General features: G+C 70.4%; 28 protein-coding genes. 12 read left to right on the forward strand and 16 right to left on the reverse strand.

Going from position 1 to position 25839, the window contains the following annotated elements:
* Positions 1 to 92: 92 nt before the first annotated feature.
* Positions 93 to 1118: a Gfo/Idh/MocA family protein gene (locus ACFFC4_RS13820; protein ID WP_375501808.1), complete on the forward strand. Its 1026-nt coding sequence runs from the start codon at positions 93 to 95 to the stop codon at positions 1116 to 1118.
* Positions 1119 to 1142: 24 nt separating this feature from the next.
* Here ACFFC4_RS13820 and ACFFC4_RS13825 read toward each other — a convergent pair whose 3' ends face one another.
* Genes ACFFC4_RS13825 through ACFFC4_RS13840 form a run of 4 tightly spaced genes read right to left on the reverse strand, consistent with a single transcriptional unit; the run spans position 1143 to position 5239 of the window.
* Entirely contained in the window at positions 1143 to 1631 is a 489-nt protein-coding gene (locus ACFFC4_RS13825) for a hypothetical protein (protein WP_375501810.1), read from the reverse strand.
* Positions 1632 to 1644: 13 nt separating this feature from the next.
* Positions 1645 to 2454: an FAD binding domain-containing protein gene (locus tag ACFFC4_RS13830; protein ID WP_375501812.1), complete on the reverse strand. Its 810-nt coding sequence runs from the start codon at positions 2452 to 2454 to the stop codon at positions 1645 to 1647.
* Complete coding sequence (locus ACFFC4_RS13835) at positions 2451 to 2933, reverse strand: (2Fe-2S)-binding protein (RefSeq protein WP_375501814.1); 483 nt, start codon at positions 2931 to 2933, stop codon at positions 2451 to 2453. The genes ACFFC4_RS13830 and ACFFC4_RS13835 overlap by 4 nt, the downstream gene beginning before the upstream one ends.
* Positions 2933 to 5239, reverse strand: a complete 2307-nt coding sequence (locus ACFFC4_RS13840; protein WP_375501816.1) for a xanthine dehydrogenase family protein molybdopterin-binding subunit — start codon at positions 5237 to 5239, stop codon at positions 2933 to 2935. Before ACFFC4_RS13840 ends, ACFFC4_RS13835 begins: the two co-directional genes overlap by 1 nt.
* Positions 5240 to 5407: 168 nt before the next feature.
* Here ACFFC4_RS13840 and ACFFC4_RS13845 point away from each other — a divergent pair, with 168 nt between their 5' ends.
* The 3 genes from ACFFC4_RS13845 to ACFFC4_RS13855 are packed head-to-tail and all read left to right on the forward strand — an operon-like array spanning position 5408 to position 6569.
* On the forward strand, positions 5408 to 5551 hold the full coding sequence (locus ACFFC4_RS13845) for a hypothetical protein (RefSeq protein ID WP_375501818.1): 144 nt from the start codon (positions 5408 to 5410) through the stop codon (positions 5549 to 5551).
* Entirely contained in the window at positions 5548 to 6138 is a 591-nt protein-coding gene (locus tag ACFFC4_RS13850; RefSeq protein WP_375501820.1) for a PRC-barrel domain-containing protein, read from the forward strand. The genes ACFFC4_RS13845 and ACFFC4_RS13850 overlap by 4 nt, the downstream gene beginning before the upstream one ends.
* Entirely contained in the window at positions 6135 to 6569 is a 435-nt protein-coding gene (locus ACFFC4_RS13855) for a PRC-barrel domain-containing protein (RefSeq protein WP_375501822.1), read from the forward strand. The genes ACFFC4_RS13850 and ACFFC4_RS13855 overlap by 4 nt, the downstream gene beginning before the upstream one ends.
* A gap of 74 nt (positions 6570 to 6643) precedes the next feature.
* Here ACFFC4_RS13855 and ACFFC4_RS13860 read toward each other — a convergent pair whose 3' ends face one another.
* Positions 6644 to 7771: an acyl-CoA dehydrogenase family protein gene (locus ACFFC4_RS13860; protein ID WP_375501824.1), complete on the reverse strand. Its 1128-nt coding sequence runs from the start codon at positions 7769 to 7771 to the stop codon at positions 6644 to 6646.
* A 28-nt stretch (positions 7772 to 7799) separates the two neighbouring features.
* Complete coding sequence (locus ACFFC4_RS13865) at positions 7800 to 8996, reverse strand: acyl-CoA dehydrogenase family protein (RefSeq protein ID WP_375501826.1); 1197 nt, start codon at positions 8994 to 8996, stop codon at positions 7800 to 7802.
* A gap of 128 nt (positions 8997 to 9124) precedes the next feature.
* Between ACFFC4_RS13865 and ACFFC4_RS13870 the strand changes: the two genes are divergently transcribed.
* Positions 9125 to 9616 carry a PaaI family thioesterase gene (locus ACFFC4_RS13870; RefSeq protein ID WP_375501828.1) on the forward strand — a complete coding sequence of 164 codons (492 nt, stop codon included), beginning with the start codon at positions 9125 to 9127 and terminating at the stop codon, positions 9614 to 9616.
* 85 nt (positions 9617 to 9701) lie between these two features.
* Here the strand turns inward: ACFFC4_RS13870 and ACFFC4_RS13875 are convergent, their stop codons facing one another.
* Positions 9702 to 12344, reverse strand: a complete 2643-nt coding sequence (locus ACFFC4_RS13875) for an FAD/NAD(P)-binding protein (protein WP_375501830.1) — start codon at positions 12342 to 12344, stop codon at positions 9702 to 9704.
* 226 nt (positions 12345 to 12570) lie between these two features.
* Between ACFFC4_RS13875 and ACFFC4_RS13880 the strand changes: the two genes are divergently transcribed.
* The gene (locus ACFFC4_RS13880; RefSeq protein ID WP_375501832.1) at positions 12571 to 13251 is read left to right on the forward strand and encodes a response regulator transcription factor; all 681 of its coding nucleotides are present in this window, start codon (positions 12571 to 12573) and stop codon (positions 13249 to 13251) included.
* Positions 13251 to 14654 carry a sensor histidine kinase gene (locus ACFFC4_RS13885; RefSeq protein ID WP_375501834.1) on the forward strand — a complete coding sequence of 468 codons (1404 nt, stop codon included), beginning with the start codon at positions 13251 to 13253 and terminating at the stop codon, positions 14652 to 14654. Before ACFFC4_RS13880 ends, ACFFC4_RS13885 begins: the two co-directional genes overlap by 1 nt.
* 7 nt (positions 14655 to 14661) lie before the next feature.
* Here ACFFC4_RS13885 and ACFFC4_RS13890 read toward each other — a convergent pair whose 3' ends face one another.
* Entirely contained in the window at positions 14662 to 15120 is a 459-nt protein-coding gene (locus tag ACFFC4_RS13890; protein WP_375501836.1) for a hypothetical protein, read from the reverse strand.
* A 140-nt stretch (positions 15121 to 15260) separates the two neighbouring features.
* On the opposite strand from ACFFC4_RS13890, the gene mptB reads away from it, so the two are divergent.
* A complete protein-coding gene (gene mptB / locus ACFFC4_RS13895) occupies positions 15261 to 16742 on the forward strand; it encodes a polyprenol phosphomannose-dependent alpha 1,6 mannosyltransferase MptB (protein WP_375501838.1) in 1482 nt (493 codons plus the stop codon).
* Here the strand turns inward: mptB and ACFFC4_RS13900 are convergent.
* The 6 genes from ACFFC4_RS13900 to ACFFC4_RS13925 form a co-directional block, all read right to left on the reverse strand.
* Positions 16699 to 18048: a cytochrome P450 gene (locus tag ACFFC4_RS13900; protein WP_375501840.1), complete on the reverse strand. Its 1350-nt coding sequence runs from the start codon at positions 18046 to 18048 to the stop codon at positions 16699 to 16701. The genes mptB and ACFFC4_RS13900 overlap by 44 nt on opposite strands.
* Positions 18049 to 18094: 46 nt before the next feature.
* Positions 18095 to 18403 carry a DUF2516 family protein gene (locus ACFFC4_RS13905; protein WP_375501842.1) on the reverse strand — a complete coding sequence of 103 codons (309 nt, stop codon included), beginning with the start codon at positions 18401 to 18403 and terminating at the stop codon, positions 18095 to 18097.
* A gap of 162 nt (positions 18404 to 18565) precedes the next feature.
* Positions 18566 to 19147 (reverse strand): hypothetical protein, encoded by a 582-nt coding sequence (locus ACFFC4_RS13910; RefSeq protein ID WP_375501844.1) that lies wholly within the window; start codon positions 19145 to 19147, stop codon positions 18566 to 18568.
* 57 nt (positions 19148 to 19204) lie between these two features.
* A complete protein-coding gene (locus tag ACFFC4_RS13915; RefSeq protein ID WP_375501846.1) occupies positions 19205 to 19633 on the reverse strand; it encodes a helix-turn-helix domain-containing protein in 429 nt (142 codons plus the stop codon).
* A 57-nt stretch (positions 19634 to 19690) separates the two neighbouring features.
* The gene (locus ACFFC4_RS13920; RefSeq protein WP_375501848.1) at positions 19691 to 20704 is read right to left on the reverse strand and encodes a YgfZ/GcvT domain-containing protein; all 1014 of its coding nucleotides are present in this window, start codon (positions 20702 to 20704) and stop codon (positions 19691 to 19693) included.
* A 7-nt stretch (positions 20705 to 20711) separates the two neighbouring features.
* On the reverse strand, positions 20712 to 21179 hold the full coding sequence (locus tag ACFFC4_RS13925; protein ID WP_375501850.1) for a Fur family transcriptional regulator: 468 nt from the start codon (positions 21177 to 21179) through the stop codon (positions 20712 to 20714).
* Between the two features lie 44 nt (positions 21180 to 21223).
* Between ACFFC4_RS13925 and ACFFC4_RS13930 the strand changes: the two genes are divergently transcribed.
* Entirely contained in the window at positions 21224 to 22090 is an 867-nt protein-coding gene (locus ACFFC4_RS13930) for an aminotransferase class IV (RefSeq protein WP_375501852.1), read from the forward strand.
* A 305-nt stretch (positions 22091 to 22395) separates the two neighbouring features.
* Here the strand turns inward: ACFFC4_RS13930 and ACFFC4_RS13935 are convergent, their stop codons facing one another.
* The gene (locus ACFFC4_RS13935) at positions 22396 to 23331 is read right to left on the reverse strand and encodes a diiron oxygenase (protein ID WP_375501854.1); all 936 of its coding nucleotides are present in this window, start codon (positions 23329 to 23331) and stop codon (positions 22396 to 22398) included.
* 183 nt (positions 23332 to 23514) lie between these two features.
* Between ACFFC4_RS13935 and ACFFC4_RS13940 the strand changes: the two genes are divergently transcribed.
* From ACFFC4_RS13940 to ACFFC4_RS13950, 3 genes are read left to right on the forward strand one after another with little or no spacing between them, the layout of a single operon-like run.
* The gene (locus ACFFC4_RS13940) at positions 23515 to 24000 is read left to right on the forward strand and encodes a hypothetical protein (RefSeq protein WP_375501856.1); all 486 of its coding nucleotides are present in this window, start codon (positions 23515 to 23517) and stop codon (positions 23998 to 24000) included.
* Positions 24001 to 24008: 8 nt separating this feature from the next.
* On the forward strand, positions 24009 to 24563 hold the full coding sequence (locus tag ACFFC4_RS13945) for a type VI secretion system tube protein Hcp (protein WP_375501858.1): 555 nt from the start codon (positions 24009 to 24011) through the stop codon (positions 24561 to 24563).
* An 11-nt stretch (positions 24564 to 24574) separates the two neighbouring features.
* Entirely contained in the window at positions 24575 to 25264 is a 690-nt protein-coding gene (locus ACFFC4_RS13950; protein ID WP_375501860.1) for a TetR family transcriptional regulator, read from the forward strand.
* A 14-nt stretch (positions 25265 to 25278) separates the two neighbouring features.
* Here ACFFC4_RS13950 and ACFFC4_RS13955 read toward each other — a convergent pair whose 3' ends face one another.
* Positions 25279 to 25824, reverse strand: coding sequence for an FABP family protein (locus tag ACFFC4_RS13955; RefSeq protein ID WP_375501862.1), 546 nt, complete (start codon positions 25822 to 25824; stop codon positions 25279 to 25281).
* Positions 25825 to 25839 lie beyond the last annotated feature (15 nt).

Consider the following 25839-nt stretch of genomic DNA (forward strand, 5'->3'; position numbering starts at 1 on the left):
CACCGGTCACCACGATCAGGAACCCGACTTACACCACTCGGCGGGACTCTCCCCATTCGCATGCCCCAGAGCCTTGGAACATGATGGGCACCATGACGTCGCTGCCTGCTCCCCGGACCCCTGATCCCAAGAGCGCCCCGGCCATCCGGTGGGGCATCGTCGCGCCCGGCGGGATCGCGCGTGACTGGACGGCCGCCCTGCACGCCACGACCGCGTCTCGCGTGACGGCGGTCGGGTCGCGCGCGCAGGACCGCGCGCAGGCCTTCGCCGACGAGTTCGGCGTCGAGCGGGCGTACGGCAGTTACGAGCAGCTCGTGGCCGACGACGGCATCGACGCCGTCTACGTGGCCAGCCCGCACTCCGAGCATCGCGACCATGCGTTGCTCGCGCTCGAGGCGGGCAAGCCGGTGCTCGTGGAGAAGGCGTTCACCCGCAACGCGGCCGAAGCGAAGGACGTGATCGACGCGGCGCGGCGGCACGGTCTGCTTGCCATGGAAGCGATGTGGACGCGGTTCCTGCCGCACCTCGACGTGGTCCGGCAGTGCCTCGAGCAGGGGTTACTGGGCGACGTCGTCGCGGTCGAGGCCGATCACGGCCAGCAGCTGTACCCGGGCGGCCCGCAACGTCTCGCCGATCCGGCGCTGGCCGGCGGTGCGCTGCTCGACCTCGCGATCTACCCGGTGTCGTTCGCGCACCTGGCCCTCGGCGGCTTCGCCACCGTCCGCGCCACGGGCACGTTGGCCGAAACGGGCGTGGACGCGAGCGAGACCATCGCAGTCGTCTCGCCGACCGGCGCAATCGGCACGCTGTCCTCGACGATGCTGGTCAAGACGCCCTGCGCGGCGTCGGTGTCCGGGACCGCCGCGCGGCTCGAGGTCAACGGCTGGTTCTACCGGCCGAACACGGTGCGGCTCATCGACCCCGACGACCGCGAACTCGACCGCCACGAACCGCCGGCACGCGAGCATGGGCTGGCCTACCAGGCCGCCGAGTTCGCGCGGCTGCTCGAGCAGGGTCGCACCGAGTCGGACCTGCTGCCGCTCGACGAGACGCTGCGCATAATGCAGGCACTCGACGAGGTCCGCGCTCAGCTCGGCGTGCGCTTCCCCGGGGAGTAAACAGGTGTCCGGGAGTAGGAGCGTTCAGTGGATCAAGTACTTGAGCACGACGAGCGCGATCCCGAACACGGCGGACGCCCCGACGAAGCCGACGAGTCGTAGACCGCGCGCACCGGCCCGCCGTGCAGCGAGCAGCGCCCACCCCACGATCTGCACAGCGGCGACGATCAAGGCCGCGCCCGTCGCCGTTCGCGTCGCGGCCCCGAACAGCACAGCCAGCCCCAGCACCACAGCCGGCACGATGCCGCTCTCGACGATCGGCCACTCGACCCGCAACGCGCGCCGCAGCGACGGCTGCTCACCGTCGACGCCATCGGCGCCGCCGATGACCCCGCCGAGCGTGTCGGTGTATGCATGCGCCAGCCAGAACACGATCAACGTAGCCGCAAGCGAACCGAGGATCTGACCGGTCGAGTCGTCCGTCCCGCTCTCGACGGCGAGCTGTCCGGCGACCAGGATGGTGCCGTACACCGCGCTGGCCGGGCTGCCCGGGAGTTCTCGCGGCACCTTCACGATCGACGAAGTGTCAGGACGCAGCGGCCAACGCGCGTCGGGTGAGCACGCGCGCGAGGTGCTGGCGGTAGCCGGCGTCGGCGTGCATGTCCTCGACCGGCGTAGTGCCCTCGGCGGCAAGCGCGGCGGCGTCCTCGATCGACGCGCCGTCGAGCAGAGCAGCCTCGGTGGCCTCGGCCCGCAGCGGTGCGCCGCCCATGTTGGCCATGGCGACCCGGCCGGCGACGGTGGCCACAGCCACGATCGCCCAATCGTTCGCCCGGCGAGTGAATTTCTCGTAGTGGGCGCCGGCGGGCCCGGTGCGCGGTACGCGAAGCTCGACGAGCATCTCGTCGGGCGTCATGGCCGTCTCGAAGTAGCCCTGGAAGAACTCTGCGGCGCCGATGGAGCGCCGCCCGCCCGGGCCCTGGACGACGATCGTCGCGTCCGAGGCGAGGACGGCGGCAGGCAGGTCGGCGGCGGGGTCGGCGTGCGCCACCGAGCCGCCGATGGTGCCGCGGTGGCGGATCTGCGGGTCGCCGACGTAGGCGGCCACCTTGGCGATGAGCGGCGCCTCGGCAGCGAGCACCGCGGAGCGGACGAGCTCGACGTGCCGGGTCAGCGCCCCGATCGCCACCTCGTCGCCCTCGACGCGGACGTACGAACCGTCGGCGATGTGTCCGATGTCGATGAGCACCGACGGGAACGCGAACCGCAGCTTCATCATCGGCAGCAGCGAGTGCCCGCCGGCCAGCAGCTTGGCGTCCTCGCCGTGCTCGCCGAGCAGGGCCACGGCCTCGTCGACGGAGCCGGCCCGTACGTAGTCGAACGCCGCGGGGATCATGCGTCCGCCCCAGAGGCAGCGTGCTGCACCGCTCGCACGATGTTGTGGTAGCCGGTGCACCGGCAGAGGTTGCCCTCGAGCCCCTCGCGGATCTCGGTCTCGGATGGGTGCGGGTTGTCCTGCAGCAAGGCGGTGGCCGCCATGACCATGCCCGGCGTACAGAAGCCGCACTGCAGGCCGTGCTCGGCGCGGAACGCGGCCTGCATGGGGTGCAACCCGTCGACGGCGGCATCGCCGGCCGTGGCCGCCAGACCCTCGAGCGTGGTCACCGATGTGCCGTCGGCCTGTACGGCCAGCACCGTGCACGACTTCACCGACTCTCCACCGATGTGCACCGTGCAGGCCCCGCACGAGGTGGTGTCACAGCCGATGTTGGTGGCCTTCAGACCGCACGTGTCGCGTAGGTAGTGCGCCAGCAGCAACCGGGGTTCGACGTCGTCCGTGCGCTGTTCACCGTTAACGGTCATCGACACCTGCATCAGCTACGCACCTCGTTGATCGCTCTCCATACCCGGAAGGATGTTGTCGGCATGTCGATGTGTCGTACGCCGAGATGAGCCACGGCGTCGATCACCGCGCTCTGCACGGCGGGGGTGGCGCCGATCGTCCCGGCCTCGCCGATACCCTTGGCGCCGAGCGAGTTGTAGGTCGTCGGCGTCTCCGAGGCGACAAGCTCGAAGCTGGGCACCTCGGTGATCGACACGATCGGGTAGTCGGCCAGCGTCGTCGTGGTCGGGTTGCCGTCCGGGTCGTACAGCACCTCTTCCAGCAAAGCCTGTGCCGCACCTTGGGCGAGCCCACCGTGCCGCTGTCCCTCCGCCAGCAGCGGGTTCATGATCGTCCCGGCGTCGTCGAGAGCGATGAGTCGCTGCAGCGTGGCCTTGCCCGTTTCGGTGTCGACCTCGACCACAGCAACGTGTGCCCCGAACGGGTACGTCGCGCCCGGCGCGGTGAACACACTGCGCACGAAGAGCCGCTCGTTCTCGGCCAGCGATGCGAACGACACCCCGGTGCCCGGCGCGCCGACGACGGTGAGTCCCGCCGCGCCGTGATCGACCACGAGGTCGCCAGGGTCGACCTCGAGGACGTCGGCCGCGCGCGTCTTGGCCAGCTCGATGAGCTCACGCGACGCCTGACGCACCGCGGCGCCGCCCTGCTGCAGCGAGCGCGACCCGCCCGTCCCGCCGCCCTCGGGGATCAGGTCGGTGTCGCCCCACTTGACGGTGATCTTGTCGATCGGGATGCCGAACTCCTCGCTGGCCAGCATGGCCCAGACGGTGGAGTGCCCTTGCCCGTGCGGCGACGTACCCGTGAGTATGGTCGCGCTGCCGTCGGGGTGGATCTCGACGGTGGCGTTCTCGTGCGGGTCGCCGGACTCCATGCCCGCGCCGGTGATCTCGACGTACACGCTGACGCCGATGCCCAGCTGCACCGTCTCGCCGCGATCACGCCGGGCGGCCTGCTCGCGCCGCAGCCCGTCGTAGTCGGCCGCCTCGAGCACCTTGCGCAGCGCCATCGGGTAGTCGCCCGAGTCGTAGAGCGCGCCACCACCCGAGGTGTGCGGTTCGGTGAACGGCGGCAGCAGGTTCTTCTCGCGGACGAGCGCAGGATCCATGCCGATCTCGGCAGCGAACAGGTCCATGGCCCGCTCGATCGCGGCCGTCGCCTCAGGTCGGCCGGCGCCCCGGTAGGCGCCGACGGGCGTCGTGTTGGTGACCACGCTGTCGAAGGCGAGTTCGAGCTTCGGGATGTCGTAGACGCCCGGCGCCATGAGCAGGGTCAGCGTCGGCAGCACCACCCCCATGCGGGCGAAGGCGCCGCTGTCCTGGATCACGTGCAGGCGGTACGCCTTGACCGTGCCGTCGGCGTCGCCACCGATCGTCAGGGTCTGCAGCTGCCCACGACCATGGGTCATCGCCACCATGTTCTCGGAACGCGTCTCGACCCAGGTGACGGGACGACCCGCCCGACGCGCCGCCCAGCCCACCACGCCGACCTCGGGGTCGGCACCGAACTTGGCGCCGAAGGCTCCGCCCACGGCCGGTGTGATGATGCGGACCTGCTCCTCCGGCAGGCCCAGCATCCCGACGACGGCCCGCTTGCTGCCCTGCGCGCCCTGGTTCGGCACCCAGACCGTCAGCCGGCCGTCCTCGCCCCACGCGGCCGCGGCGGACCGTACCTCCAGCGGAGCCACCGCCACCCGCTGGTTCACGATCTCGCGGCTGACCACCACGGCGCAGTCGGCGAAGAAGTCCTCAGCCGGCTCGGCCGCCTGATTCATCACGACGTTCGTGCCGGCATCGGGGAACAGCAGGGTCTCCCCGGCCAGCGCCTGCTTCAGGTCGACGACCGCCGGCAGCGGGTCGTAGTCGACGTCCACCAGCTCGGCCGCGTCCTCGCCGGCGTAGCGGTCGTCAGTGAGCACGATCGCCACCGGCTGACCGACGAACTGCACGACGCCGTCGGCGAGCAGCGGCTGCGAGAACGCCGGGTCGAAGAACGGCATCGCCGGCGGCTGCGGCGGGGTGTCGAGGTCCTGCGCGGTGTAGACGGCCACTACTCCGGAGGCGGCCTGCGCGCCGGACGTGTCGATCGAGACGATTCGGGCGTGCGCCACTGGTGAGCGGACAAAGGTCGCGCGCAGCGCTCCCGTCAACCGCTCGTCCACCAGGTCCTCGGTGTACACCGCGCCCGTGGTCAGGAACCCCGGGTCCTCGGTGCGCCGCACACGGGTGCCCAGGATGCTGCCCCGGATCGCGTCGGATGCCTGCTCGACGGTTGTCATTGCGCCTCCTGCTCGCGCACCCGAGACCGGGCACCTCGCTTCACCGATGCAATCACACCGGTCACCCCGGCGTCGATGCACCCCGATCGTGCAGCACGAAGCCGGAGCCAGGGTGCCCAGTGACCAATGGCGCGTTGAAACCCGACGCGCCGCGGGTAGGCACCGGACATGGACTGGTACATCTGGTTGATCATCGTCGTCGTGGTGGTGATCCTGATCGTCGCGGCTGCGCTGTTCATCCAGGCCCGCCGTCGACGTGGCGGGGTCATCGTCGATCCGTCCCGCCCCGCCGGTAGGAAGAAACTTCGATGAGCAAGCTGATGCGGACTTCCGAGATCACCAAGCGGCCGGTCGTCACCTTCGCGGGCGACGATGTCGCGCAGATCAAGGACATCGTGTACTCCGCCGGCGGCGGTGCGGTCGGCGGCTTCACCCTGGCCGGGCGCGGGCTGTTCGCCGGGCCGCTGAAGCAGAGCCTGTCCTGGTCGTCGGTTGCCGCGCTCGGTCCGGACGCGGTAATGATTCGCGACGAGAACTCACTCGAAGCCGCTGAGGCAGTGCTCGACGCGTCGGCGGCCGGCGGTGGATCGGGCGGCAACGTGCTCGGCTCGCAGGTCCTCACCGACACCGGTGTGGACCTCGGCAAGGTCGTGGACGTCGTCCTCGAGGTCACCGGCGAGTACGGCGGGCAGTGCGACGTCGTGGGCTACGAGGTCGAAGCGTCCGAGGCGCTCGGCACCAGGGGCCAGAAGGTGCTCATCCCGTTGCCCGACACCATTGCCGCGTCCGGCCAGCACCTCATGGTTCCGGCCAGTGCCAAGGATTTCGTCGGGCACGATCTCGCCGGCTTCGGCGCCGCCGTCACCGACTTCCGCGCCCAGCTCGGGCGGACCTCATGACGACCTTCAACGAAGCGGATGGGCGCAAGGTCGTCAGCACCAGTAACGCCGAGACAGTAGGCAAGATTCACGGCTTCGTCGTCGATGTGCGCGGGCCGTACCTCGTCGCCCTGCAGCTGAAGAAGACCAACTCCGGCGACACCCTGCACTGGAACGACATCACCGCCTTCGGCACCGACGCGGTGACGGTCGCCGACGCCGGCAAGATCGTCGCGGCTGGCGAGGACCTCGCACCGCTGCTCGACAAGCGCAACCACGTCCTGAAGAAGCGGGTGTTGACCACCAACGGCGACGAGCTCGGCACGGTGCAGGACGTCGAGTTCGACCCGGTCACCGGCGAGATCGTCAGCGTGCACGTCGGCGAGACCGCCGTACCCGGCAAGGCGCTCGTCGGAATCGGCCACTACGCCGTCGTCGTTCAAGCCTCCTGACGCCAACCCCTGCTGATCAACAGCACCTAAACGTCGTAGGACGACGTTTCAGTGCTGTTGATCAGCGAGGGGGGTCAGCTCTCGCGGACGATCCCGCCTCCGGCACCCACGACCTCGAGTAGCAGGTCGCTGTCGGCGAACGTCTTGCCGATGACGGCGGTGCGCTTGACGTAGTGACCCACCGGATACTCCATCGTCATCCCGATGCCGCCGTGCAGCTGGATGGCCTCTTGGCCGACGTGCCGCGCGGACAGGTCGATCTGCACCTTGGCTGCGCTGACCGAACGGTGCCGCTCAGTGGCGTCGTCGTCGGCGAGCGCCAGCCGTGCCAGCATGGCCATGCTCTTGGCCTGCTCGTAGGACACGTACATGTCGGCGGCGCGGAACTGCAGGGCCTGGAACACCGAGATCGGTTGGCCGAACTGGACGCGCGTCTTCAGATAGTCGACGGTCAGCCAGAGCATCTTCTCCATCGCTCCGACCGCCTCGGCGCACACGGCGGCCGTCGCGGTGTCGAGCACCGACTCGATGTGCCCGAGCGCGTCGGCGACCGGGCCCAGCGCCGTGGCCGGGGTGTCGGCGAACAGCAGGTCAGCACCGCCGAGGCCGTCCTGCAGGCGGTACGTCGACTTCGTGACGTCCGCTGCATCAACCAGGAAGAGCCCTACCGTGCCGTCGTCGGTCTTGGCGGTCACGACGAGGTGGTCCGCGACGTCGCCGCCGAGCACCGCCGTCTTCTCTCCGCTGAGCGTCCACGACTCCCCGTCGCCGGGCGTGGCCGTGGTGGCGATGTCGGTCAGCGACCAGCGCGAGCCGGACTCAGTGGCTGCGAACGCAAGCAGCGTCTCGCCGCCGGCGACACCGGGCAGGATCTGCTGCTTCTGTTCCGGGGTGCCGGCGGCCGCCACGAGGGACCCGCCGAGGACGACGGTGGCCACGAACGGCTCGAGCACCAGCGCCTTGCCGAAGGACTCCATGACGACGTACAGCTCGTCGACGCCCATTCCGGCGCCGCCGTACTGCTCGTCGAAGGTGAGGCCGAGCAGGCCGAGGTCGGCGTACTGCTTCCACATCTCGCGTGACCAGCCCAGCTCGTCCTGCTCGAGCAGGTGCAACCGGGTGTTCGCGTCGTAACGCTTCTCCAGCAGGCTGTTCACCGCGTCGGCGAGCATCCGCTGTTCGTCGTTGAGTTCGAGTTCCATCGGTCGTCTTCCTCTTATGGGTGAAAAGTCAGAACTTGAGGATTGCTTTGGCGATGATCGTGCGCTGGACCTCGTTCGAGCCCGAGTAGATCGAGGCCTTGCGCCAGTTGAAGTAGGTCGGGAACGCATCGAGCGAACCCTCCGGCGGCGCGGCGAAGCCGTCCGGGACGTCGAGGTTCTCGCGGTAGGCCAGGGCGTTCGGGCCCAGGACGTCGACGAGCAGTTCGGTGGCCTCCTGCTGCAGCTCAGAGCCCTTGAGCTTGAGCACCGAAGACACCGGGTCGGGCTTGCCCGGGCCGTTTCGACCCTCGGCGTCGAGCACGCGCAACACCGACATCTCGATTGCGGTCAGCTCGACCTCGAGCTTGGTGAGCCGCGCCTTGAACAGCGGGTTGTCGAGCAACGGTTTGCCGTTCTCGGTCGTCGCTGCGGCCAATCGCTTGATGCGCTGGATGCGCGCCTTGGTCTGACCCACCGCGACGACACCGGTGCGCTCGTTGCCGAGCAGGAACTTGGCCTGGTCCCAGCCGGAGTTCTCCTCGCCGACCAGGTTCTCGACCGGCACGCTGACGTTGTCGAAGAAGACCTCGTTGACCTCGTAACCGCCGTCGATCAGTTGAATCGGACGGACGGTCACGCCGGGCGACTTCATGTCGATCAGCAGCATCGAGATGCCCCGCTGCTTCTTCACGGTGGGATCGGTACGCACCAGGTTGAAGATCCAGTCGGCGTGCTGGCCCAGCGTCGTCCACGTCTTCTGGCCGTTGACGATGTAGTGGTCGCCGTCGCGCACCGCAATGGTCTTGAGCGACGCGAGGTCCGAACCCGCGTTCGGCTCGCTGAAGCCCTGGCACCACCAGATGTCGAGGTTGGCCGTCTTGGGCAGGAAACGTTCCTTGATCTCCTGGCTGCCGAAGGTCGCGATCACCGGGCCGATCATCTGGGTGTTGAACGCCAGCGGCGGCGGGACGTGCGCGAGCAGCATCTCCTCGGCGTGCAGGTGGCGCTGCACCGGCGTCCAATCCTGGCCGCCCCACTCGGTCGGCCAGTGCGGCACAGCCAGGCCGTGCTCGTTCATGATGCGCTGGCTGGTGACGATCTCGTCGCGGCTGGCGTGCTCGCCGCGGGCACCCTTCGCCCGGATCTCCTCGGGGATCTCGGTGCGGAAGAACGTGCGCATGCGCTCGGCGAACGCACGCTCCTCTTTGCTCAGGGCGATGTCCATGCGCGCTCCTTCGGGGCGTTGCTACTGGCGAGTACCGATGACTACCAGCATGCCCCGTCGAGCCGCACTTCGCGCACCCGCCTCCCGACGTCTGGCTTCGGGATAACGAAGTCAGATACGGTGAGGTCATGGACGACGAGCGCACCAGGACGTTCACCTGGGACGACCCGATGCACACGGCCGCCGCCGCGCAGGGCCGGACCGGTCTGGAGTTCATCCAGGGCATCGCTGCGGGCGAGATACCGGCGCCCCCGATCGCCCGGCTGATGAACTTCGCGGTCGAGGCGGCCGAGGCCGGGCGGTGCGTGTTCACCGTCGAACCGGCCGAGTACCACTTCAACCCGATCGGTTCCGTCCACGGCGGGGTGTACGCCACGCTGCTGGACTCCGCCCTCGGCTGCGCGGTGCAGACGATGCTCCCCGAGGGCGTGGGTTACACCAGCCTCGATCTGTCGGTGAAGTTCCTCGGCGCCGCTCGACTCGGTGCCGGGATGCTGCGCTGCACGGGCACGGTCACCCACTTAGGACGACGCACCGCGCTGGCCGAGGCACGCATCGAGGATGCGGCGGGACGGCTGCTGTCCACCGGCACGAGCAGTTGCCTGATCCTGTCGGGCTGACGGCGGTCTCCCCGCACTTGTCCGTCGGGATGGTCGCAAATCAGCGCCCGCGCACGACCATCTCGACGGACAAGCGCGCGAGGGGTCAGTGCAGGCCGAGGCTGCGCTGGACGTCGCGCGGTGACGGCCGCCGGTCGAGCCGCGCGTGCAGGATGCGCCGGGCGAGCTCGCCCCGCCCGCAGCGAACGGCGGCCAGTACGAGGGTGTCCTGGACGATCTCGCGCTGCGCGGCGCTGCCGCCCAGCCGTTCGACGCCGCGCAGCTCGGCGAGGGCGTCCGCAGCCCGGTCGGCGTCGCCCAGGACGAGGTGCACCAGCGCGTCGGCCAGCGGCGCGACCGTTTCGCGAAACACCGGGTCGGTGCGTTCGGCGGCTCGTCGACGCAACCGTGCCAGCCCCTGCACGTCACCGGCGGCAGTGAGGGCGATGGCCGCGTGCAGGGCGACGAACGGCGTCGGCGGGTCGGCTAGCAACCTGGGTTCGACGGTGGCCAGTACGGGTGCGACGTCGACCGCCTCCCACGCCCCGGCCGCGTGACCGCGCCACAGCAGCGACGCCGAATCGACGAGGGCACGCACGCCGGTGACCGTCGGCGGCGCGAGCTGCTCGGTGTAGCGGGCGAGGGCCGCGCGGTCGTCGCCGAGCGCGAGCTCGTGCAGCGCCGCGTGCCAGGAGAAGTGCGCACGGTGCGAGGCGCGGGCTCCGCACGTGGTGATCCAGGCATCCAGCCAACGCAGGCCGCCGGCATGATCGCCTGTCTCGTAGTGGACGTGAGTGCGGGCGTGCACCGCGTGCCCCGCGGCCGGCTCGGCGGCGAGGGCCAGGTCGGCGAGCTCGCGGGCCTCGTCGTAGCGTTCCTGCTCCTGGCGGATGAAGGCCAGCAGGCCGCGGTACCACCAGTGCTCGCCGTAGACCGGCGCCAAGCCCTCGACGAGGGCCCACGCCTCGGCCGGGATCTCGGTGGCGCCACCGAAGGCGATGGTCGGCACCGCGAGGCTCACCGCCAGCGCGTCCTCGGGATAGGCCTGGATGTAGGCCAGCAACGCCGCGGCCGAGCCGGCGCCCGGCTCGCGCACCCGCTGCACCGCCACCTCGACGAAGCGCTGCTCACGCTCGTCGGCGCGCCCGGCGGCACGCTGCGCGGAAATCAGCGCGGCCTCGACGTCGACGTCGGCGCCCCACTCGACGCCGAGCAGGGCCAGCGCGGCGTGCCCGAGCGCGAACTGCGGATCGGCGACTAGCGCCTCGCGAAGGCGGGTCTCGGCACCGGACCGCACCCGCAGGATGTTGCCGAGCGCATCGTTGTAGAGCCCGGCGGCGTCGGTGCTCGCAGTGAGCGGCAGCCCGAACGGGTCGCGTACCCGCCGCTGCAGTGTCGGCGACGGAAGCGCGGCGACCGCAGCGCGCGCGACCTCGGCCGCCTGGCTTCGGATCTCGGGGATGGCGGTGCTCTCCCACAGCTCGCCGCGGCGCAGCGGGCCGACCGTCCAGACCGCAGGTGACGCGCCGTCGCCGGCCAGCAGCCGGCCGGCGTGGTCGGTGGCGAACCCGAGGTCCAGCGACCCCGGTCGGGCAGTTGCGGAGTTGAGCAGGTTCAGCACCAGTGGGTCGTCGCTCGAGCGCATGCCCACGCACGTGCCGGTGCAGTTCAGGACCGCCGCGAAACGCTGCCGGGTGCCGTCGGACAATTCGACCACCACGCGATCACCGTCGTCGACGGCGTCGGTGACCTCGGCGGCGTGCACGAGCAGTGACCCGTCCTCGACGCGCTGCTGCAGCCACCCCGACAGCGCCGGGTCGACGCGGTGCCGCACGCGGTCCCACCGTCGCGCCGCGGTGCGCAGAAAGCCGCGGCGGGCGTCGTCGTCCATGGCCGACCAGAGCGCCGACGTGACCGGACGCAGGCCGTCGATCGCCCGGCGCCAGTCGCCGCCGGCTGCGCGGACGTGGCGGAACACCAGCCGCCGCACCTCGGCCAACGACAGAGCAGCGGCGTCGGGCAGGTCCGGTGCGGGTACCGGCGGCTGCGGCTGGTCGGCGTGCGGCAGCGGCAGCATCCCGTGCCGTGACGCGACGTGCAGCGTGACGCCACGACGGCCCCACCGCTGCGCCATGTCGGCCATCGTGAGGCCGGCCCCGACGAGCAGCACGTGATCGCCGGTACGCACGGTGGGCGCGGAGCTGGCCCGCCACGGGTCGGCCACGAAGTGCGGCGAGCGGCACAGCTGCTCGGGTGCCCAGGACGCCGACGGCGCACCGTGCCCCATGGCCAGCACGACCGCATCGGCAGGGCGGCTGGTGCCGTCGGCGAGCGTCAGGCGTAGCCGGCGGCCGTGCCGTCGCAGGTCGCGCACCGCGTCGCGGACGTGCTCGACGCGGACGTCGCTGTCGGGACCGGTGAACTCCTCGAGGGTCTGCTCCAGGTAGTCGGCGTAGTGCAGGCGGGGCGCGAAACCGCCGGCCGGAAAGTCGAGGTGGACGTGCCGGCGCAGCCAGCGCAGGAAATGCTCGGGATCATCGGGCAGTGCGCTCATGCCCTTGGCCGGCACGTTGAGGCGGTGGCGCGGGTCGGGCGTCGAGTAGGCGAGCCCCTGCCCCAGGGGCGCCGGGTCGACGAGCAGGATCTCGACGGCCCGCCCCGCCGCGCGCGCTGTCCGGGCGACGTGGGTGGCGGTCAGGCACCCACTCGCACCGGCTCCGACGATCGCGACCACCGGACGTCCGCTCATGCACACTCGCTTCCTTCTCGCGCCGCGGCTGCCACGTTGAGTGTCGGGTTACGCGTTGAGTGTCGGCTTATAACCCGACACTCGACGCGCAACCCGACACTCGACGCGGGCTACTTTGCCTAGCGATTTAGTCGGAATAGTAGCAAGGCGTTCGTGGTTCGCGATCCGAACACAGCTCTGATCTGACCGTGACCTGCGGTTTTCCGCTGAGCGCTACCGTTCGGGCGTGGCTGATGCGCGAGGCCTGGTACTCGTGGTCGAGGACGAGCCGGCGATCGCCGACGTGGTCCGGCTGAACCTCGCGAAGGCCGGTTACGGGGTGCACGTGCAGCACGACGGCGCTCAGGCCCTGGCCGACGTACGGCGGCTGCGGCCCGCCGCGATCATCCTCGACGTCGGGCTGCCCGGCATGGACGGCATCGAGATCTGCCGCGCGCTGCGCGCCGGCGAGGACTGGACGCCGGTGCTGTTCGTGACCGCCCGGGACGACGAGGTCGATCGCATCATCGGCCTCGAGCTCGGTGCTGACGACTACGTCACCAAGCCGTTCTCGCCGCGCGAACTCGTGGCGCGGGTAGGTGGCGTACTGCGCCGGACGAAGGGTGTGCCCGGGGTCGCGCCACAGACCGTCGGCGCGTTGACCATCGACGCCGGGCAGCGGCGCACCTACGCGGGCGAACGCGAATTCGCGTTGACCGCCACCGAGTTCGACCTGCTGGCCCACCTGATGCGCCGGCCCGGCCAGGTGTTCACCCGCGAGCAGCTGCTCAGCGAGGTGTGGGGGTACTCATCGGTCGCCGGCACCCGCACCGTCGACGTGCACATCGCCCAGCTGCGGGCCAAGCTCGGTGCGACCAGCCCGATCCGTACCGTGCGCGGCGTCGGCTACGCCGCCGAGTCCCAGTGATGCGGGCCCGCCATTCGACACTCGCCACCCGGATCGCGCTGCTCAGCGTGGGCATCGCGGTCGTCACCGCGCTCGTGGCCGGCCTGATCGCGACCCAGCTCATTCGCAACGCCGGCGCGGACTCGGCCCAGCAAACCCTGGGACGGCTCGCCGACGTCGCGGAGTCCGTCGCAACCGAGGCGCGCACCGGGCGTCCGGTGCTCCTTCGTCTGCAGACGGCCCTGCGCCACCTCCAGGTTCAGATCGGGGTCGTGCGACCCGACGGTCGGCTGAACACCAAGAATCGGCTCGTCCGCCGCGCGGTCACGGCCGACGAGATCGCCACCGTGCTGGCCGGGCAGAAAGTGTCCGCAACCCGCGACCTCGGTGACACGACCGTCTTCGTCGAGGCTCGACCGACGGCATCCGGCGGCGGCGTGGTCGTGGTGCAGCGGCGCATCGACGCGGTGGCCCAGGACGAGCGCGCGCTGCGCCGCCTGCTGCTCGCCCTGCTCATCGCGGCCGTGGCCGCGATGCTGCTCGGCCTGCTTGTCGCGTGGCGGCTGGCGCGCCCGCTACGGCGGACCGCCGCCGCGGCGCATTCGGTGGCGGCCGGCAATCGCGACGTCACGCTGCCCGCGGTCGGGCCGGCGGAGGTCGTCGAGGTCAGCGAGGCCGTCAACAGCATCGCCGGCGCGCTGCGACACTCCGAGGCCAGGCAGCGCGAGTTCTTGCTCTCGGTCTCACACGACCTCCGCACGCCGCTGACCGCGATCACCGGCTACGCCGAGTCGATGGCCGAGGGGGTGATCCCGTCCGACGACACCGCTCGGGTCGGCGGGGTGCTGCTCGGCGAGGCGCAGCGGCTGGAGCGGCTCGTCGGCGACCTGCTCGACCTCGCCCGCCTGGACGCCGACGATTTCCGGGTCGAGCTCACCGTGGTCGATGTCGGGGCGCTGGCCGAGGACGCCGCGCAGGTGTGGCACGCCCGCAGCGCGGCCGGCGGCGTCGAGTTCCGCCTCGAGCGGCCGCCCGGGCCGTTGTTCGCCCACACCGACCCGTCGCGGTTGCGACAACTCCTGGACGGGTTGTTCGACAACGCGCTGCGAGTGACGCCCGCGGGCGCGCCGGTCGTGCTGGCGGTTCGCGCCGAGCCCGCACCCGATGCGATAGCACCCAATCCGGTACTGGGCGCGGTGGTGGCCGAGGTACGCGACGGCGGCCCCGGGCTCACCGACGACGACCTTGCGGTGGCCTTCACCCAGGGCGTGCTGCACCAGCGCTACCGGGGCGTGCGTCAGGTCGGGACGGGGCTGGGCCTGGCGATCGTCCACGGCCTGGTGACGCGGCTCGGCGGACGCATCGAGGCCGGGCACGCGACAGAGGGAGGAGCCCGGTTCACGGTGCTCCTCCCTCCGGCGTGACGTGCGACTACTTCGTACCGAGGTCCACGATCCGCTTGGCCGTCAGCGTGCTCGTCCCGGTGCCCGTGACCAGGACGTGCCGACCCTTCGTCACGTTGCTGATCGACGACGTGGCGGGCTTGGCGCCCTTCGTCCCGGCGCGGGCGACGACCTTGGTGGCCTTGCCGACCGCGTACGTCTCGCTGGTCTTGTCCGCTGCCAGGACGGTGATGGACGTGGCCGACACCGCGGTCACCGTTCCGCGGATCAGGTCGCGGGTGACGTAACCCTTCTTGGTCTTCACGGTGATCTCGGCATGCACGGCGCGCCGCAGCGGGGAGTGTTGCTTCGTGCTGTTCGGCGACTTCGCGCTGTTCGTCGACGGCGTGCCGCCGGTGGACGCCGAGCCGGTAGTGGCGAGTGCGGCGGTGCTCGCGCCGAGGATGGCGGCAGCGGTGACTCCGCCGACAAGGATCTTGCGATACATCGGGTCTCCTGTCTGAACACGGCGCGGTGGGCCGATCGGTCCAGTGTTCGAGGCCGACGTTCGCGGCAGGCGAAGGAAGTGTTCGGATCGGGTAAAGCCCGATAATTCATACTGGCTCGCGTCATGAACCAGCGCGCGGCATGAACGATCTCCTCGAGTCGGCCCTCGAGGGCCTCGATGCCGCACGTCGCGAACTGCGCGAGCACCCCATGGTGACCCTGGCGGCCAGCGGTTTCGTCGTCGGCGCGCTGGTCGTTGCTGCCGGTGGCCGGGCCACCGCAGCCCGCGCCGACCGTCCGCTGACGTCGTGGCTGGGGCTGCAGGACGTCCGCAGCGCGGCCATCGGCAGCGCGGCGGGATCGATCATGCTCGCCGGCGTACTGACGCTGGCCGTGCTCTGGGTGGCAGCGTTGTGGCTCGTCACGAGGCGAGCCATTCCGCTCACGCGGGTCTGGTGGGTGGCTGCGGTGTGGGCCGCGCCGTTCGCCCTCGGCCCGCCGCTCATGGACACCAGCGTCTACAGCTACGTCGCGTACGGCCGGCTGCTGCGCGCGGGTCGCGACCCGTACCAGGTCGGGCCCGCAAGCCTGGGCGATTCCCCCATCGTGGCCGCCATCGACCCGGCCCAGCGCGGCACGCCCAGCTCGGCGGGGCCGCTCGGCACGGCGTTGCAGCATCTCGCCGTGTCGATCGGCAATGGCGGCCTGCTCGCCACCGTCGTCGTCTGGCGGGTGATCGGCGTCCTGGTCGCCGTCTGGATCGCCCGCACCGTCGCCGACCTGGCCGCCCTCTCCCCCGGCGAGACGACCCCGGCGGGTGCGGTGACGGCCTGCGCGCTGAACCCGTTGCTGCTGCTCTACGTCGTGTCCTCGCCGCACCTGGATGCCGTGCTGGTTGCGCTGGTGCTGGCCGGCCTGCTCGCGGCCGCGCAACGCCGGTGGTGGCGCGCACTGGTGCTCGCCACCCTCGGCGCGGGCATCGGCGCAGCGGGTCTGGTGGCGGTGGTCATCATCGCCGCGGCGCACTGGTTCGGGCGGCGGCGCGCGCGGCTGTGGCCCGTGATCGCCCGCGACTCGGTGATCGTGGCCGTCGTTCTGGCCGTCCCGATGGTGGCCCAGTCCGACGTGTGGGGCGAGCTGCGCAACCTGCGTGGCCGGTTCTCCAGCGACCGCACGCCGTACTCGATAGTCGGCGCGGTCGAGAAGGGCCTGTCGGCCGTGGTTCGCGTCGCGTCGTACGACGACCTCGCCGCGGGCAGCGGGGTCACGGCCGGCCTCGCCGCGGCGTGCATCATCGGCTACCTGCTCTGCACAGTGCGCCGACGCCCGCTCGGGCTGAGCGTCGGTTACGCCCTGCTGTGGCTCGGGCTGCTCGCACCCGCGCTGCACCCCTGGTACCTGCTGTGGGGCTTGCTCACCCTGCTGCCGTTCGCCACCGGGCAGGCCCGCATCGCCCTCGTCGGCTTGTCGATCGGCGCCTGCGTGCTCACGCCGCAAGGCTTCACCGGCCTGCCCCAGGACGTCGTCACCGGCGTTGCGCTCGGCGCGCTCGGCCTGGCGAGCGCCGCGGCCCTGTGGTTCAGCCGATCGCCGGCGACCCAGCTCGCGAGCGCCGATACGTGACGAGCCGGGCACCGCGTGCCGGCACGATCGTGACGTTGCGCGCCTTGTGCCGCTCGGGACGCCCGACTGGCGCCAGGTCGACGCTACGCAGCACCGTCTTCAGCACGGCAATGGCCTCGACGCTGGCCAATCCGGCGCCGAGGCACCGGCGCAGTCCGCCCCCGAACGGGATCCACGTGGCTGGCGGCGGACTCGCCCCGAGGAACCGCTCCGGACGAAATTCCGCAGGCTCGTCCCACACGTCCGCACGCTGATGCACGAGCGCAATGGACGGGAAGATCATCACGCCGGCGGGCAAGTCGTAACCGGCGACTCTGGCCGGCTTGGCCAGCCGGCGGGCGATGTTGCGGATCACCGGACGCAGCCGCATCGACTCCTTGACGGTCGCCTCGAGGTAGGCATCGTCGCCCTCGTCGGCCGCGCGCTGCACCCGGGCGAGCAGTTCGGGCCGGCGGGCCAGATCGTGCAGCGTCCAAGCGAGCGTCGACGCAGTGGTCTCGTGCCCGGCCAGCAACAATGTCACCAGGTGATCGCGCAGCTCCGCGTCGCTCTGCTCGGGCGCGGCGTGCAGCAGCTTGGACAGCACGTCGGTGCGCTCGCCGAGATCGGCGGCGGTGCGACGCTCGGCGATCTCGGTGTACAGCAGCCGATCGACGTCGTCCTTCAGCCGGGCGAAGCGCCGCCATGGGCCGATGGCCTGCAGCCTCGGGAACAACCAACCCACAAAGATCATCGGCCCGACCCGGACGAGCTGCTGCAGGCGCGGGCGCAGCGCGTCGAGCCGCTCGCCTGCGCTGAGCCCGAACACAACCCGCAGGATCACCTCGAGGCTGACGTCGTTCATGTGCTGATGCACGCCGACGGGCTGCCCCGTCGGCCAGGTGGCGACGTCATCCGCGGCGATGCGCTCGACCACCTCGCTCCAACCCTGCAGCGTCTCGCCGTGGAAAGCGGCCATGATGCGCTTGCGGCTCAGGCGGTGCTCCTCCTCGTCGAGCAGCAGGACGGAGTGCTCGCCCATGATCGGCCCGAGGATGGCGTTGCCCTCGCCGGCGTGGAACGTGTCGGCCGCACCGGCGAAGATCTCGCGGACGTGCTCGGGCCGCGACAACACCACCGAGCGGCCCGCGGGCGCGATATCCATCGAGAACACGTCGCCGAAGCGGCGCTGCCAACGCGGGCTGATGAACGGTCCCTTCGTCAGGAACAGCACCGTCTGCACCGCCTTGGGCAGCCTGGAGCCGGGTGGCAGGTCGAGCTGGGCCGGCAGTTCACGGCGGGTCCCGTAACGGTCGATCAAGCTCATCGCATGCCCTTCGACGTCGGCCCGGAGGATCGGCCCGGAGGTGTCGCTAGCGGCCGTTCGAGATCTCGCGGACTGCCGGGCGGACGTCGGCGAGGTACACGGCGGCTGCGACGACCGAGGCCAGCGAGAAGATGTTCAACACCGTGGACGGATCGTCGCCCCTGCTGAGCAGCGTCCCGAGGGCGCCGGCGATGAGCAGGATTGCCGACCACGCGGGCTTGGTCAACTTGTCGACGGCAGGGAACGCCGCGGCCTTGCGCGTGAGGCAGTCGACCAGCGCCCAGGCCCGCAGCACGACCAGACCCCAGAACAGGACGCGGTCTGTCCACAGGTAGAGCTGGTCGACGACGGTCATGCGCGAACGCAGTGAGCGCAGGACCCAAGGACATGGCCTCCGGCGGCCGGAGCGAAGCGAAGGGCGTTCATGTTGCGCAGCGTACCCAGCGCCGGTGTGTGGGGTGGACCGCACAACGGCCCCGCCGCGACGAGGCGGCGGGGCCGTGCTGAGCGGACTCGGTCAGGAGGTCGCGGACTTGCGCGCCGGGCTCTTGCGGGCCGGCGCCTTCTTGGCGGCCGGTCGCGCAGCGGTCTTTCGGGCAGCGGCCGGCTTGGTGACGGCGGGCTTCGGGGCGGGCTTGCGGGCCGGAGCGGCCGGCTTGACGCCGATGCCGGTCAGCGACTGGACGGGCTTGACGATGCGGTCGTTGACCTGCACGAGCACGACTCCGGAGACGGCCGTTGCGGAATCGAGCACCTTGGCGACGCGCTTGTCGCTGCGCAGGTTGGTGAGGACGCCTTCGGCGCGGTCGGTGACGGACGTGCCGTACTCCCGGGCATGGGCCAGGTAGGGCTCGACCGCGGTCTTGAGGGCCTCGAGGTTGATCGCCTTCTCGGCGGTGACGCGCAGCTCGAAGACGGTCTCGGTCGCCTTCTCGGCGATCGTGGACGCGTAGTCCGTGGCGGTGCCGGTCACGTCGTTCAGCTGGGCCTGGGCGGTGGCGAGCGACTGGTCGAGGACCTGCCGGCTCTGGGCCACGGCGGTCTTGCCCTGCGCGACGGCGGTGTCGGCGTACGTACGGAAGTCACTGGCGATGGACATGGCTCACTCCTCGTGAGTAGTGCTGGCTGCCGGGCCCCGGGGTCGGGTCCCGGGGACTTACTCGGTCGGTACTGATGCGTGGGCCGCACCGGCGGCTGCGGGGACGTCCGCCCCGCCGTGCTGTTCGTTCTCGCGGCGGAACGACTCGTAGATGTCGAGCAGCACCTGCTTTTGCCGCTCGGTGAGCTCTGCGTCGGCGAGTATTGCCGCCACCAGCTCCAGATTGCCCTCGCGGACGTCGAGGAACCCGGCGTGCACGTAGAGCTGCTCGGCCGAGATGCGCAGCGCCTTAGCGATCTGCTGCAGGATCTCGGCGCTCGGCCGCCGCATGCCGCGCTCGATCTGCGACAGGTAGGGGTTGGAGACGCCGGCCAGTCGAGCGAGCTGTCGCAACGAGACCTGGGCCTGCTGGCGCTGGTCGCGGATGAACTCGCCGATGGCCGCGCTGCTGCGCTTGGCCTGCTCCTTGGGTCCGTCGACGATCACGAGCCCAGTCTGACGGAGTACTGCTAACTATTGCAAGCGCTCAGCTAGCGATTCTGGTCACGCCTCGGAGTCGACGGCCACCGGATAACCGTCGACGAGTAGGGCAGCGTCGTCGGGCAGCGAGCGCTTGATGACCGCCAGCGCCACCGGACCCAGCTCGTGATGGTGCACGGCGGTACCCACGAATCCCACGGCGCGACCCGCCAGTTCGACCGGCGTCCCGGCTTCCGGCAGCTCGTCGGACTCGCCGGCCAGGTGCAGCAGCACCAACCGGCGGGGCGGGCGGCCGAGATTCTGGACGCGAGCGACCGTCTCCTGGCCTCGATAGCAACCTTTGTCCAGGTGGACTGCGCGGTTGATCCAACCCACCTCGTGCGGGATGGTCCGGTGATCGGTCTCGAAGCCGAGCCGCGGGCGTCGGGCCTCGACGCGCAGCGCCTCATAGGCCCAGCTACCCGCGGGTTCGGCGCCGGCCGCGGCCAGGGTCGCCACGGTGGCCGCGGCCCGATCGGCCGGGACGAGCAGGTCGGCCGCGTCGTCGGACGGCCAGCTCATCCGCCGGACGAATCCACCGTCGGGCAGCGCAATCGCACGCCCCACCTGCTCGGGGACGGGCAGACCGGCCGCGATGAGCACCGCAACGGTCTGCGGGCCGATGAGCGAGACCACCGACCAGTCGGCAGACACGTCCCGCGGTTCGACCCGCTTCATGAAGATCATTTTCTGCAAGTAGCCGAGCACGTCTGCTGCAGCACCGGGTTCGGTATCGATCCACACCGTCCCGTCGAGCTCGGTGGCCTGCCAGTGCTGCTCGACGTGCCCGTGCGGCGACAGTACGAGCGACTCGACGCTCGCGCCGTCGGCCAGCGCGGCGAAGTGCTGCGAGGTGATCGAGTGCAGCCAGGGCAAGCGATCGGGGCCGGAGACCGTGACGACATCACGGTGGCCGCGGTCGACCACGCCGGCGTACCGGGCCGCCCGGCGCTGTTCGACCAGTGGGTCGCCGTAGTGCCAGGGCACCCCGGCGTCGCGGCCGGTGGCTGGGATCGCGCCGTCCAGTGAAGTAGTCATTACTGGCTCATCGTCCCGCCGGCGTCGTTTGTTCCCCGGGCACGTCGTCGGCTGCGCACTCGGCGCACGAGCCGAAGACGGTGAAGTGCGAGCGATCGAGCACGAAGCCCCGCTCGGCCCGCAACCGTTGCGCGAGCGCGTCGACGAGGTCGGGCGGGGCATCGACGACCGCGCCGCAGGTGTGGCAGACGACGTGGATGTGGTCGTCCTCCGCCGGCCGGTACGACGCGGCGCCGTGCCCGAGATGCGTGTGCTTGACGAAGCCGAGTTCCTCGAGCACCTCCAGGTTGCGGTACACGGTGGTGACATCGACGCCCGGGACGGACTCGCTGATCTGCTCAGGCGTCGCGTGGCCGAGCACGCGCACCGCAGCCAGCACCCGGGCGCGCTGGGGGGTGTTGCGCAGCCCGCGCTCGCGCAACCGAGCGGCCAGCTCGTCCGGCGTCGCAGGCGCGTCGTGGTGGTGCGTGCCCATGACGACATCGTAGGAGCGTGAGCTGTGGCCGGTACCCTTTCGGCGTGCCCGAGAGCTCCGACGTCCTGGCCGTCCTGGGCGACGGCCTGGTTGATCCGGTGACGCCGGTTGCGCGGGTCGACGACGCCGGGCTCACCCGCGGCGACGGGTGCTTCGAGGGTTGCCGCGTGCTGGTCGACTCACACGGACGCGGCAGCGTCGACAAGCTCGACGCCCACCTCGCGCGGATGAGTCGATCGGCCGCCGCACTGGACATCGCCTTCGACGTCGACGCCTGGCGCCGACTGGTCACCGACGCGGTGACGGCCTGGGCGGCGACGGGCCAGGGCGAGGCGGCCATGAAACTGCTGCTCAGCCGCGGGCCGGCGAGCACCGGTGCACCCACCGGCCTGGTGTGGATCACGGCGCTCTCCGCCGACTACTCCGGGCTGCGCCGGCGCGGGCTGACGGTCGTCACGCTGGCACGCGGCGTGGGCTCTGACGCATTCGCCGACAGCCCGTGGCTGCTCGGCAGCGTCAAGACGCTGTCCTACGCCATCAACATGGCCGCGCAGCGTGAAGCAGCCCGGCGCGGCGCAGACGACGCGATCTTCGTCAGCACCGACGGCATGGTCCTCGAGTCGCCGACCGGTTCGGTCGTCTGGGCCGCCGGACGCACCCTGCACACCACGCCGACCGGCGCCACCGGCATCCTGGCCGGCACCACCCAGCAGCTGCTCTTCCACCGCGCGCCGTCAGCCGGATGGCAGGTGCGCGAGACGCTCGCGACCGTCGACGACCTGCACGAGGCCGACGTCGTGTGGATCATCAGCAGCGTCCGTGGGCCGGTCGACGTCGTCGAGCTCGACGGCAAGACCCGCCAGCGCCAACCCGACACGGACGCCGAGATCCGCCGGCTCTGCGGCTTCTGACTCGCCCGCTCGGTGGCTGCTGAATTCGCATCACAAATCCCGTTGCCGGGTGCCCCACCCCGTCGTACCGTGGTCGTACACGAGAGAGGGGGTGGTCCGAAGTTGAGAACTTTCAGGACGCGTGAGGTGGCTACCAGCTAACCGCCGCAGTACGAGTGGACAGCGCGGGCTCTCGGAATAACAGCCCCCTGCCGAGTATTCGGCGGTGAGCAATTCCCTGGCAGCTACCCGGCCCCCGAGTCGTCGGCCCGTCCAGCCGACCCGCTCTCGAGCGGAAGTGACTCGGGGGTCGTTCTTTTAAGCGGTCAGAGCAGGCTGACGAGGCGGTAGATCGGCCGCGAGTACCAGGTGACCATGCCCTGCTCGGTCAGGAAGGTCATGATCTTCTCGCCCATCCAGCGGCGCGTCTCGGCGTAGTGCGGGTTGTTGCGCGCCGCGTGCAGGCCCGCCTTGGGATCGATGCCGACCGAACGGTAGACGTGCGGGCTGATCAGTGAGGTGGTCACGCCGGCGGCGACAGCCGCGGCGACGATGTTGTTGAAGACCTTGGCCGGCATTCCGAGCGTGGCCATCTGACGTTGCACCTCCTCGCGGGCGAAGCGCACGTGCCGGGCCTCCTCGACCACGTGGATGCGATTGACCATGCGTACCAGCGGGTTGACCGACTCGTCGTTCATCGTCTCGCGCTGCAACCGGTCGGTGATCTCTTCGGCGACGAGGACAGGGGCGAACAGCGCCGGCCCGGCGGCCGTGGCCTTGTAGACCTTCGCGACGTTGCGGATCCACCGCGCGGGCCGGTACGTCGGGGCGCCGAGCGCCGAGATGGCCTTGGCGAACATGAGCACGTGCCGGGTCTCGTCGCCGATCTCGGTAAGCGCGTACTGCGTGCGCGGATCCTGCGGGTCCTGGCCGTAGGCCCACCGGGCCAGCATCTCGATGAGGATGATCTCGAACCACAGCCCGGTGGACGCCACGCTGGCCAGCTCGTGCCGCGACAGCTCGATGCGCTGCTCGTCGGTGAGCGTCTCCCAGAGCTCGGTGCCGTACAGCGAGACCCGCTCGAAAGGCATGAACCGCTTGTCGGACTCGACCGGGGCGTCCCAGTCGATGTCGAGCTCCGGGCTGTAGGAGTTGCGCGACGACGACCCCAGTAGCCGGGTGGCGGTCTTGCGGACCCCATCGATCGGGGTCGGAGCGATTGGGGCGGGATGGATCGCAGCGGGGGCAGGTGCAACGGTCATGACGACTCCTCAGAATGCATGTAACTAGGTGTACCAGCTACATTTGTCGATGACAAGGTGTCGCAGTAAAACTAATCCGTGCCGAGATTTGTCAGAAGGGCCGAACGGACCTGACGAGCAGCCGACGGCCCCGCTACCTTGCTGGAGTTCGCATCCGGAGCGCACAACTGCCAAGGAGGTCCCGTGCCGGAGATATCCCGTCGAGGCTTGCTGTCGGGAGCCGGTGCAGCGCTCGGCATCGGCGGCCTGATCGGCGGCGCCGCCGGTCCAGCCACCGCCGCGCCTGCGGCCTCGTTGGTCCTGCACGGTTCCCAGTTGCGGGTGCTCGGCGCCCGCGGGCGGGCGGCCGTAGGTTCGACGAGCACGGTCCGCGGCTGCCTGCATCGAGAGGCGGATGGCGCGTCGTCCGGCGAGTTCTTCTCATCGCGCGCCGTCCTCGCCGAACAACGCATGTTGGATCAGCAACTGGGCTTTTTCGAGACGCACCTGTTCGCGCTCGACGACGGGACGCTCACCGGGTCCGGCACCGTCCATCACGACGGCAGCGGCACGTTCACGATCACCGGCACCAGCGGCGCGTACGCCGGACGACACGGCACATACACGAGCGTGCAAACAGCGGACCACTCAGGAACGGGCCACGCCCTGTTCACCTTCACCCTCGGATAGGACGCGCCATGGCTGTCAACCCCTACCTCGTGTTTTACCCCTACAGCGGCAACGCGCTCGTCAGCGAGACGACGACCGCCTTCAAGACCCCGGCGCAGGTCGACCCCTTCCCCGCGTCCGGCACGCCGCTGACTGCCACGTCGTTCTTCCCTGTCCAGCAGTGGTCTGAGGACATCCTGCAAACGCTCAACATCGGCTCGCAGTCGAGCGGAGCGGGAGCCGGCAAGGTCACCTTCAACCCGTTCTCGATCACTCGGAACATCGACGCCATCTCGCCGCAGCTGTTCGCCCAGGCGTGCTCGGGCACAGCGTTCAAGTTCGTCGACCTGCTGCTGCTCAAGGCGAGCGGGTCGACGTTGGCGCAGACCCCATTCCTCGCCTACCGGTTCGGGCTCGTAGCTATCGAGACCGTCAAATGGAGCGAGGTCACCGGGGTCCTCAGCGAGGTCGTCACCTTCGAGTACGGGCAGCTCACGATCGGCTACGCGCAGCAGAACCCCGACGGGACGTACAAGCCGATGACGTTCAAGGGCTGGGACCGGGTCAAGAACGTCGCGATCTAAGCTTGCCGCCCGTGGGCAACGAGACCGCTGCACCGATCGACGGGCGCTCCACCCGCTGGGAGACCCACCGGCGCGAGCGTCGCTCCACCATCGTCGCAGCGGCCATCGCGGCGATCGAGGCGCACGGGCCCGACGTGCTGACCGCCCAGATCGCCGAGCTGGCGGCCGTGCCGCGCACCCACGTCTACCGGCACTTCGACGACAAGCATGCTCTTGACCTTGCGGTCTCCTCGGCCATCGGCGCCCAGATCGCGGAACGCATCCGGGTGGCACTGGCCAGCCGCGGCTCGGTGCGCGCGATCGTCAGCACCTCGATCGACGAGCACCTGAGCTGGATCGAGCAGCACCCGAACCTGTACCGCTTCCTCGCCCAGCACGCCTACGCGATTCGGGTGGGCCGGCACACGAGCGCTGTCGACGCGAAGGCGGCGTTCGCAGCGGAGCTGACGACGCTCATCCGGCGCTACCTCGAGGTGCTGGGCGCGGACACCAGCGGTGCCGAGCGCATCATCGTCGGGCTCGTCGGCTTGGTCGACGCCACCGCGGCGTGGTGGCTGGAGACGGGCATCCCGGACCGTTCGGTGCTGACCGCCGAACTCACCGACCACGTGTGGGTGCTGCTCGATCGCAGCGCCCGCCGACTCGGCCTCGTCCTGGACCCGGACGAGCCGCTGCCGCGCCTGCGCCCGCTCGTCTCCTGACTCCGCTTCGCGGGTCAGGAGCGGGTCAGCCGGGCGTTCAGGTGTGGGGCGAACGGGCGACGACCCGGCGCGAGTTCGGTGGCATACAGCAGTTGAGTGGCATCGTGCAATTCGTCCTGACGCACGGCGTAGAAGCGGCGCTCCCCGTCGACGTCCACCGAGGTCGGCGTGCCGAGCACCGACGTCGCGGCCAGCTGCCACTGCTGGTCGCCGGCCGTCCCGGTGAGCACGAGCGTTTGGCCGGTGTTCGAGGCGAGCACGACCTCGATGTCGTCCGGGCCGGCGCCCGGTCGCCAGAAGCCGCTCTCGCGCCAGGCGAGGCGCACCAGCGCGCCGGTGTCGTCGAGCAGCCAGGACCGTGCGGCGTAGGCCAGGAACGGCCGGCCGTCGTGGGTGAACTCGATCTGCTGGGCATAGCGGAACTCGCGTTCCTCGCCGGGCACTGCTCCAACGCCCGTGCCGCGCCAGCTGCCGACCAAGGGCACCAGCGCGAGCAGCGCGTCGTGGATCGGCGCCCCGGTGCGCAGGTCGTCGGTATCGGGGACCGGGACGTCGTCCATCGGGTCAGCGCTGGC

The sequence above is a fragment of the uncultured Jatrophihabitans sp. genome (genome assembly GCF_964244045.1).
Taxonomy (GTDB): Bacteria; Actinomycetota; Actinomycetes; order Mycobacteriales; family Jatrophihabitantaceae; genus Jatrophihabitans.

Bases quoted from the DNA above. Each gene is read 5' to 3' on its own strand.
- ACFFC4_RS13820 (WP_375501808.1), top strand. From the start codon at position 93: ATGACGTCGCTGCCTGCTCCCCGGACCCCTGATCCCAAGAGCGCCCCG.
- ACFFC4_RS13830 (WP_375501812.1), bottom strand. From the start codon at position 2,454: ATGATCCCCGCGGCGTTCGACTACGTACGGGCCGGCTCCGTCGACGAG.
- ACFFC4_RS13835 (WP_375501814.1), bottom strand. From the start codon at position 2,933: ATGCAGGTGTCGATGACCGTTAACGGTGAACAGCGCACGGACGACGTC.
- ACFFC4_RS13840 (WP_375501816.1), bottom strand. From the start codon at position 5,239: ATGACAACCGTCGAGCAGGCATCCGACGCGATCCGGGGCAGCATCCTG.
- ACFFC4_RS13845 (WP_375501818.1), top strand. From the start codon at position 5,408: ATGGACTGGTACATCTGGTTGATCATCGTCGTCGTGGTGGTGATCCTG.
- ACFFC4_RS13850 (WP_375501820.1), top strand. From the start codon at position 5,548: ATGAGCAAGCTGATGCGGACTTCCGAGATCACCAAGCGGCCGGTCGTC.
- ACFFC4_RS13855 (WP_375501822.1), top strand. From the start codon at position 6,135: ATGACGACCTTCAACGAAGCGGATGGGCGCAAGGTCGTCAGCACCAGT.
- ACFFC4_RS13860 (WP_375501824.1), bottom strand. From the start codon at position 7,771: ATGGAACTCGAACTCAACGACGAACAGCGGATGCTCGCCGACGCGGTG.
- ACFFC4_RS13865 (WP_375501826.1), bottom strand. From the start codon at position 8,996: ATGGACATCGCCCTGAGCAAAGAGGAGCGTGCGTTCGCCGAGCGCATG.
- ACFFC4_RS13870 (WP_375501828.1), top strand. From the start codon at position 9,125: ATGGACGACGAGCGCACCAGGACGTTCACCTGGGACGACCCGATGCAC.
- ACFFC4_RS13875 (WP_375501830.1), bottom strand. From the start codon at position 12,344: ATGAGCGGACGTCCGGTGGTCGCGATCGTCGGAGCCGGTGCGAGTGGG.
- ACFFC4_RS13885 (WP_375501834.1), top strand. From the start codon at position 13,251: ATGCGGGCCCGCCATTCGACACTCGCCACCCGGATCGCGCTGCTCAGC.
- ACFFC4_RS13890 (WP_375501836.1), bottom strand. From the start codon at position 15,120: ATGTATCGCAAGATCCTTGTCGGCGGAGTCACCGCTGCCGCCATCCTC.
- mptB (WP_375501838.1), top strand. From the start codon at position 15,261: ATGAACGATCTCCTCGAGTCGGCCCTCGAGGGCCTCGATGCCGCACGT.
- ACFFC4_RS13900 (WP_375501840.1), bottom strand. From the start codon at position 18,048: ATGAGCTTGATCGACCGTTACGGGACCCGCCGTGAACTGCCGGCCCAG.
- ACFFC4_RS13905 (WP_375501842.1), bottom strand. From the start codon at position 18,403: ATGACCGTCGTCGACCAGCTCTACCTGTGGACAGACCGCGTCCTGTTC.
- ACFFC4_RS13910 (WP_375501844.1), bottom strand. From the start codon at position 19,147: ATGTCCATCGCCAGTGACTTCCGTACGTACGCCGACACCGCCGTCGCG.
- ACFFC4_RS13920 (WP_375501848.1), bottom strand. From the start codon at position 20,704: ATGACTACTTCACTGGACGGCGCGATCCCAGCCACCGGCCGCGACGCC.
- ACFFC4_RS13925 (WP_375501850.1), bottom strand. From the start codon at position 21,179: ATGGGCACGCACCACCACGACGCGCCTGCGACGCCGGACGAGCTGGCC.
- ACFFC4_RS13935 (WP_375501854.1), bottom strand. From the start codon at position 23,331: ATGACCGTTGCACCTGCCCCCGCTGCGATCCATCCCGCCCCAATCGCT.
- ACFFC4_RS13945 (WP_375501858.1), top strand. From the start codon at position 24,009: ATGGCTGTCAACCCCTACCTCGTGTTTTACCCCTACAGCGGCAACGCG.
- ACFFC4_RS13955 (WP_375501862.1), bottom strand. From the start codon at position 25,824: ATGGACGACGTCCCGGTCCCCGATACCGACGACCTGCGCACCGGGGCG.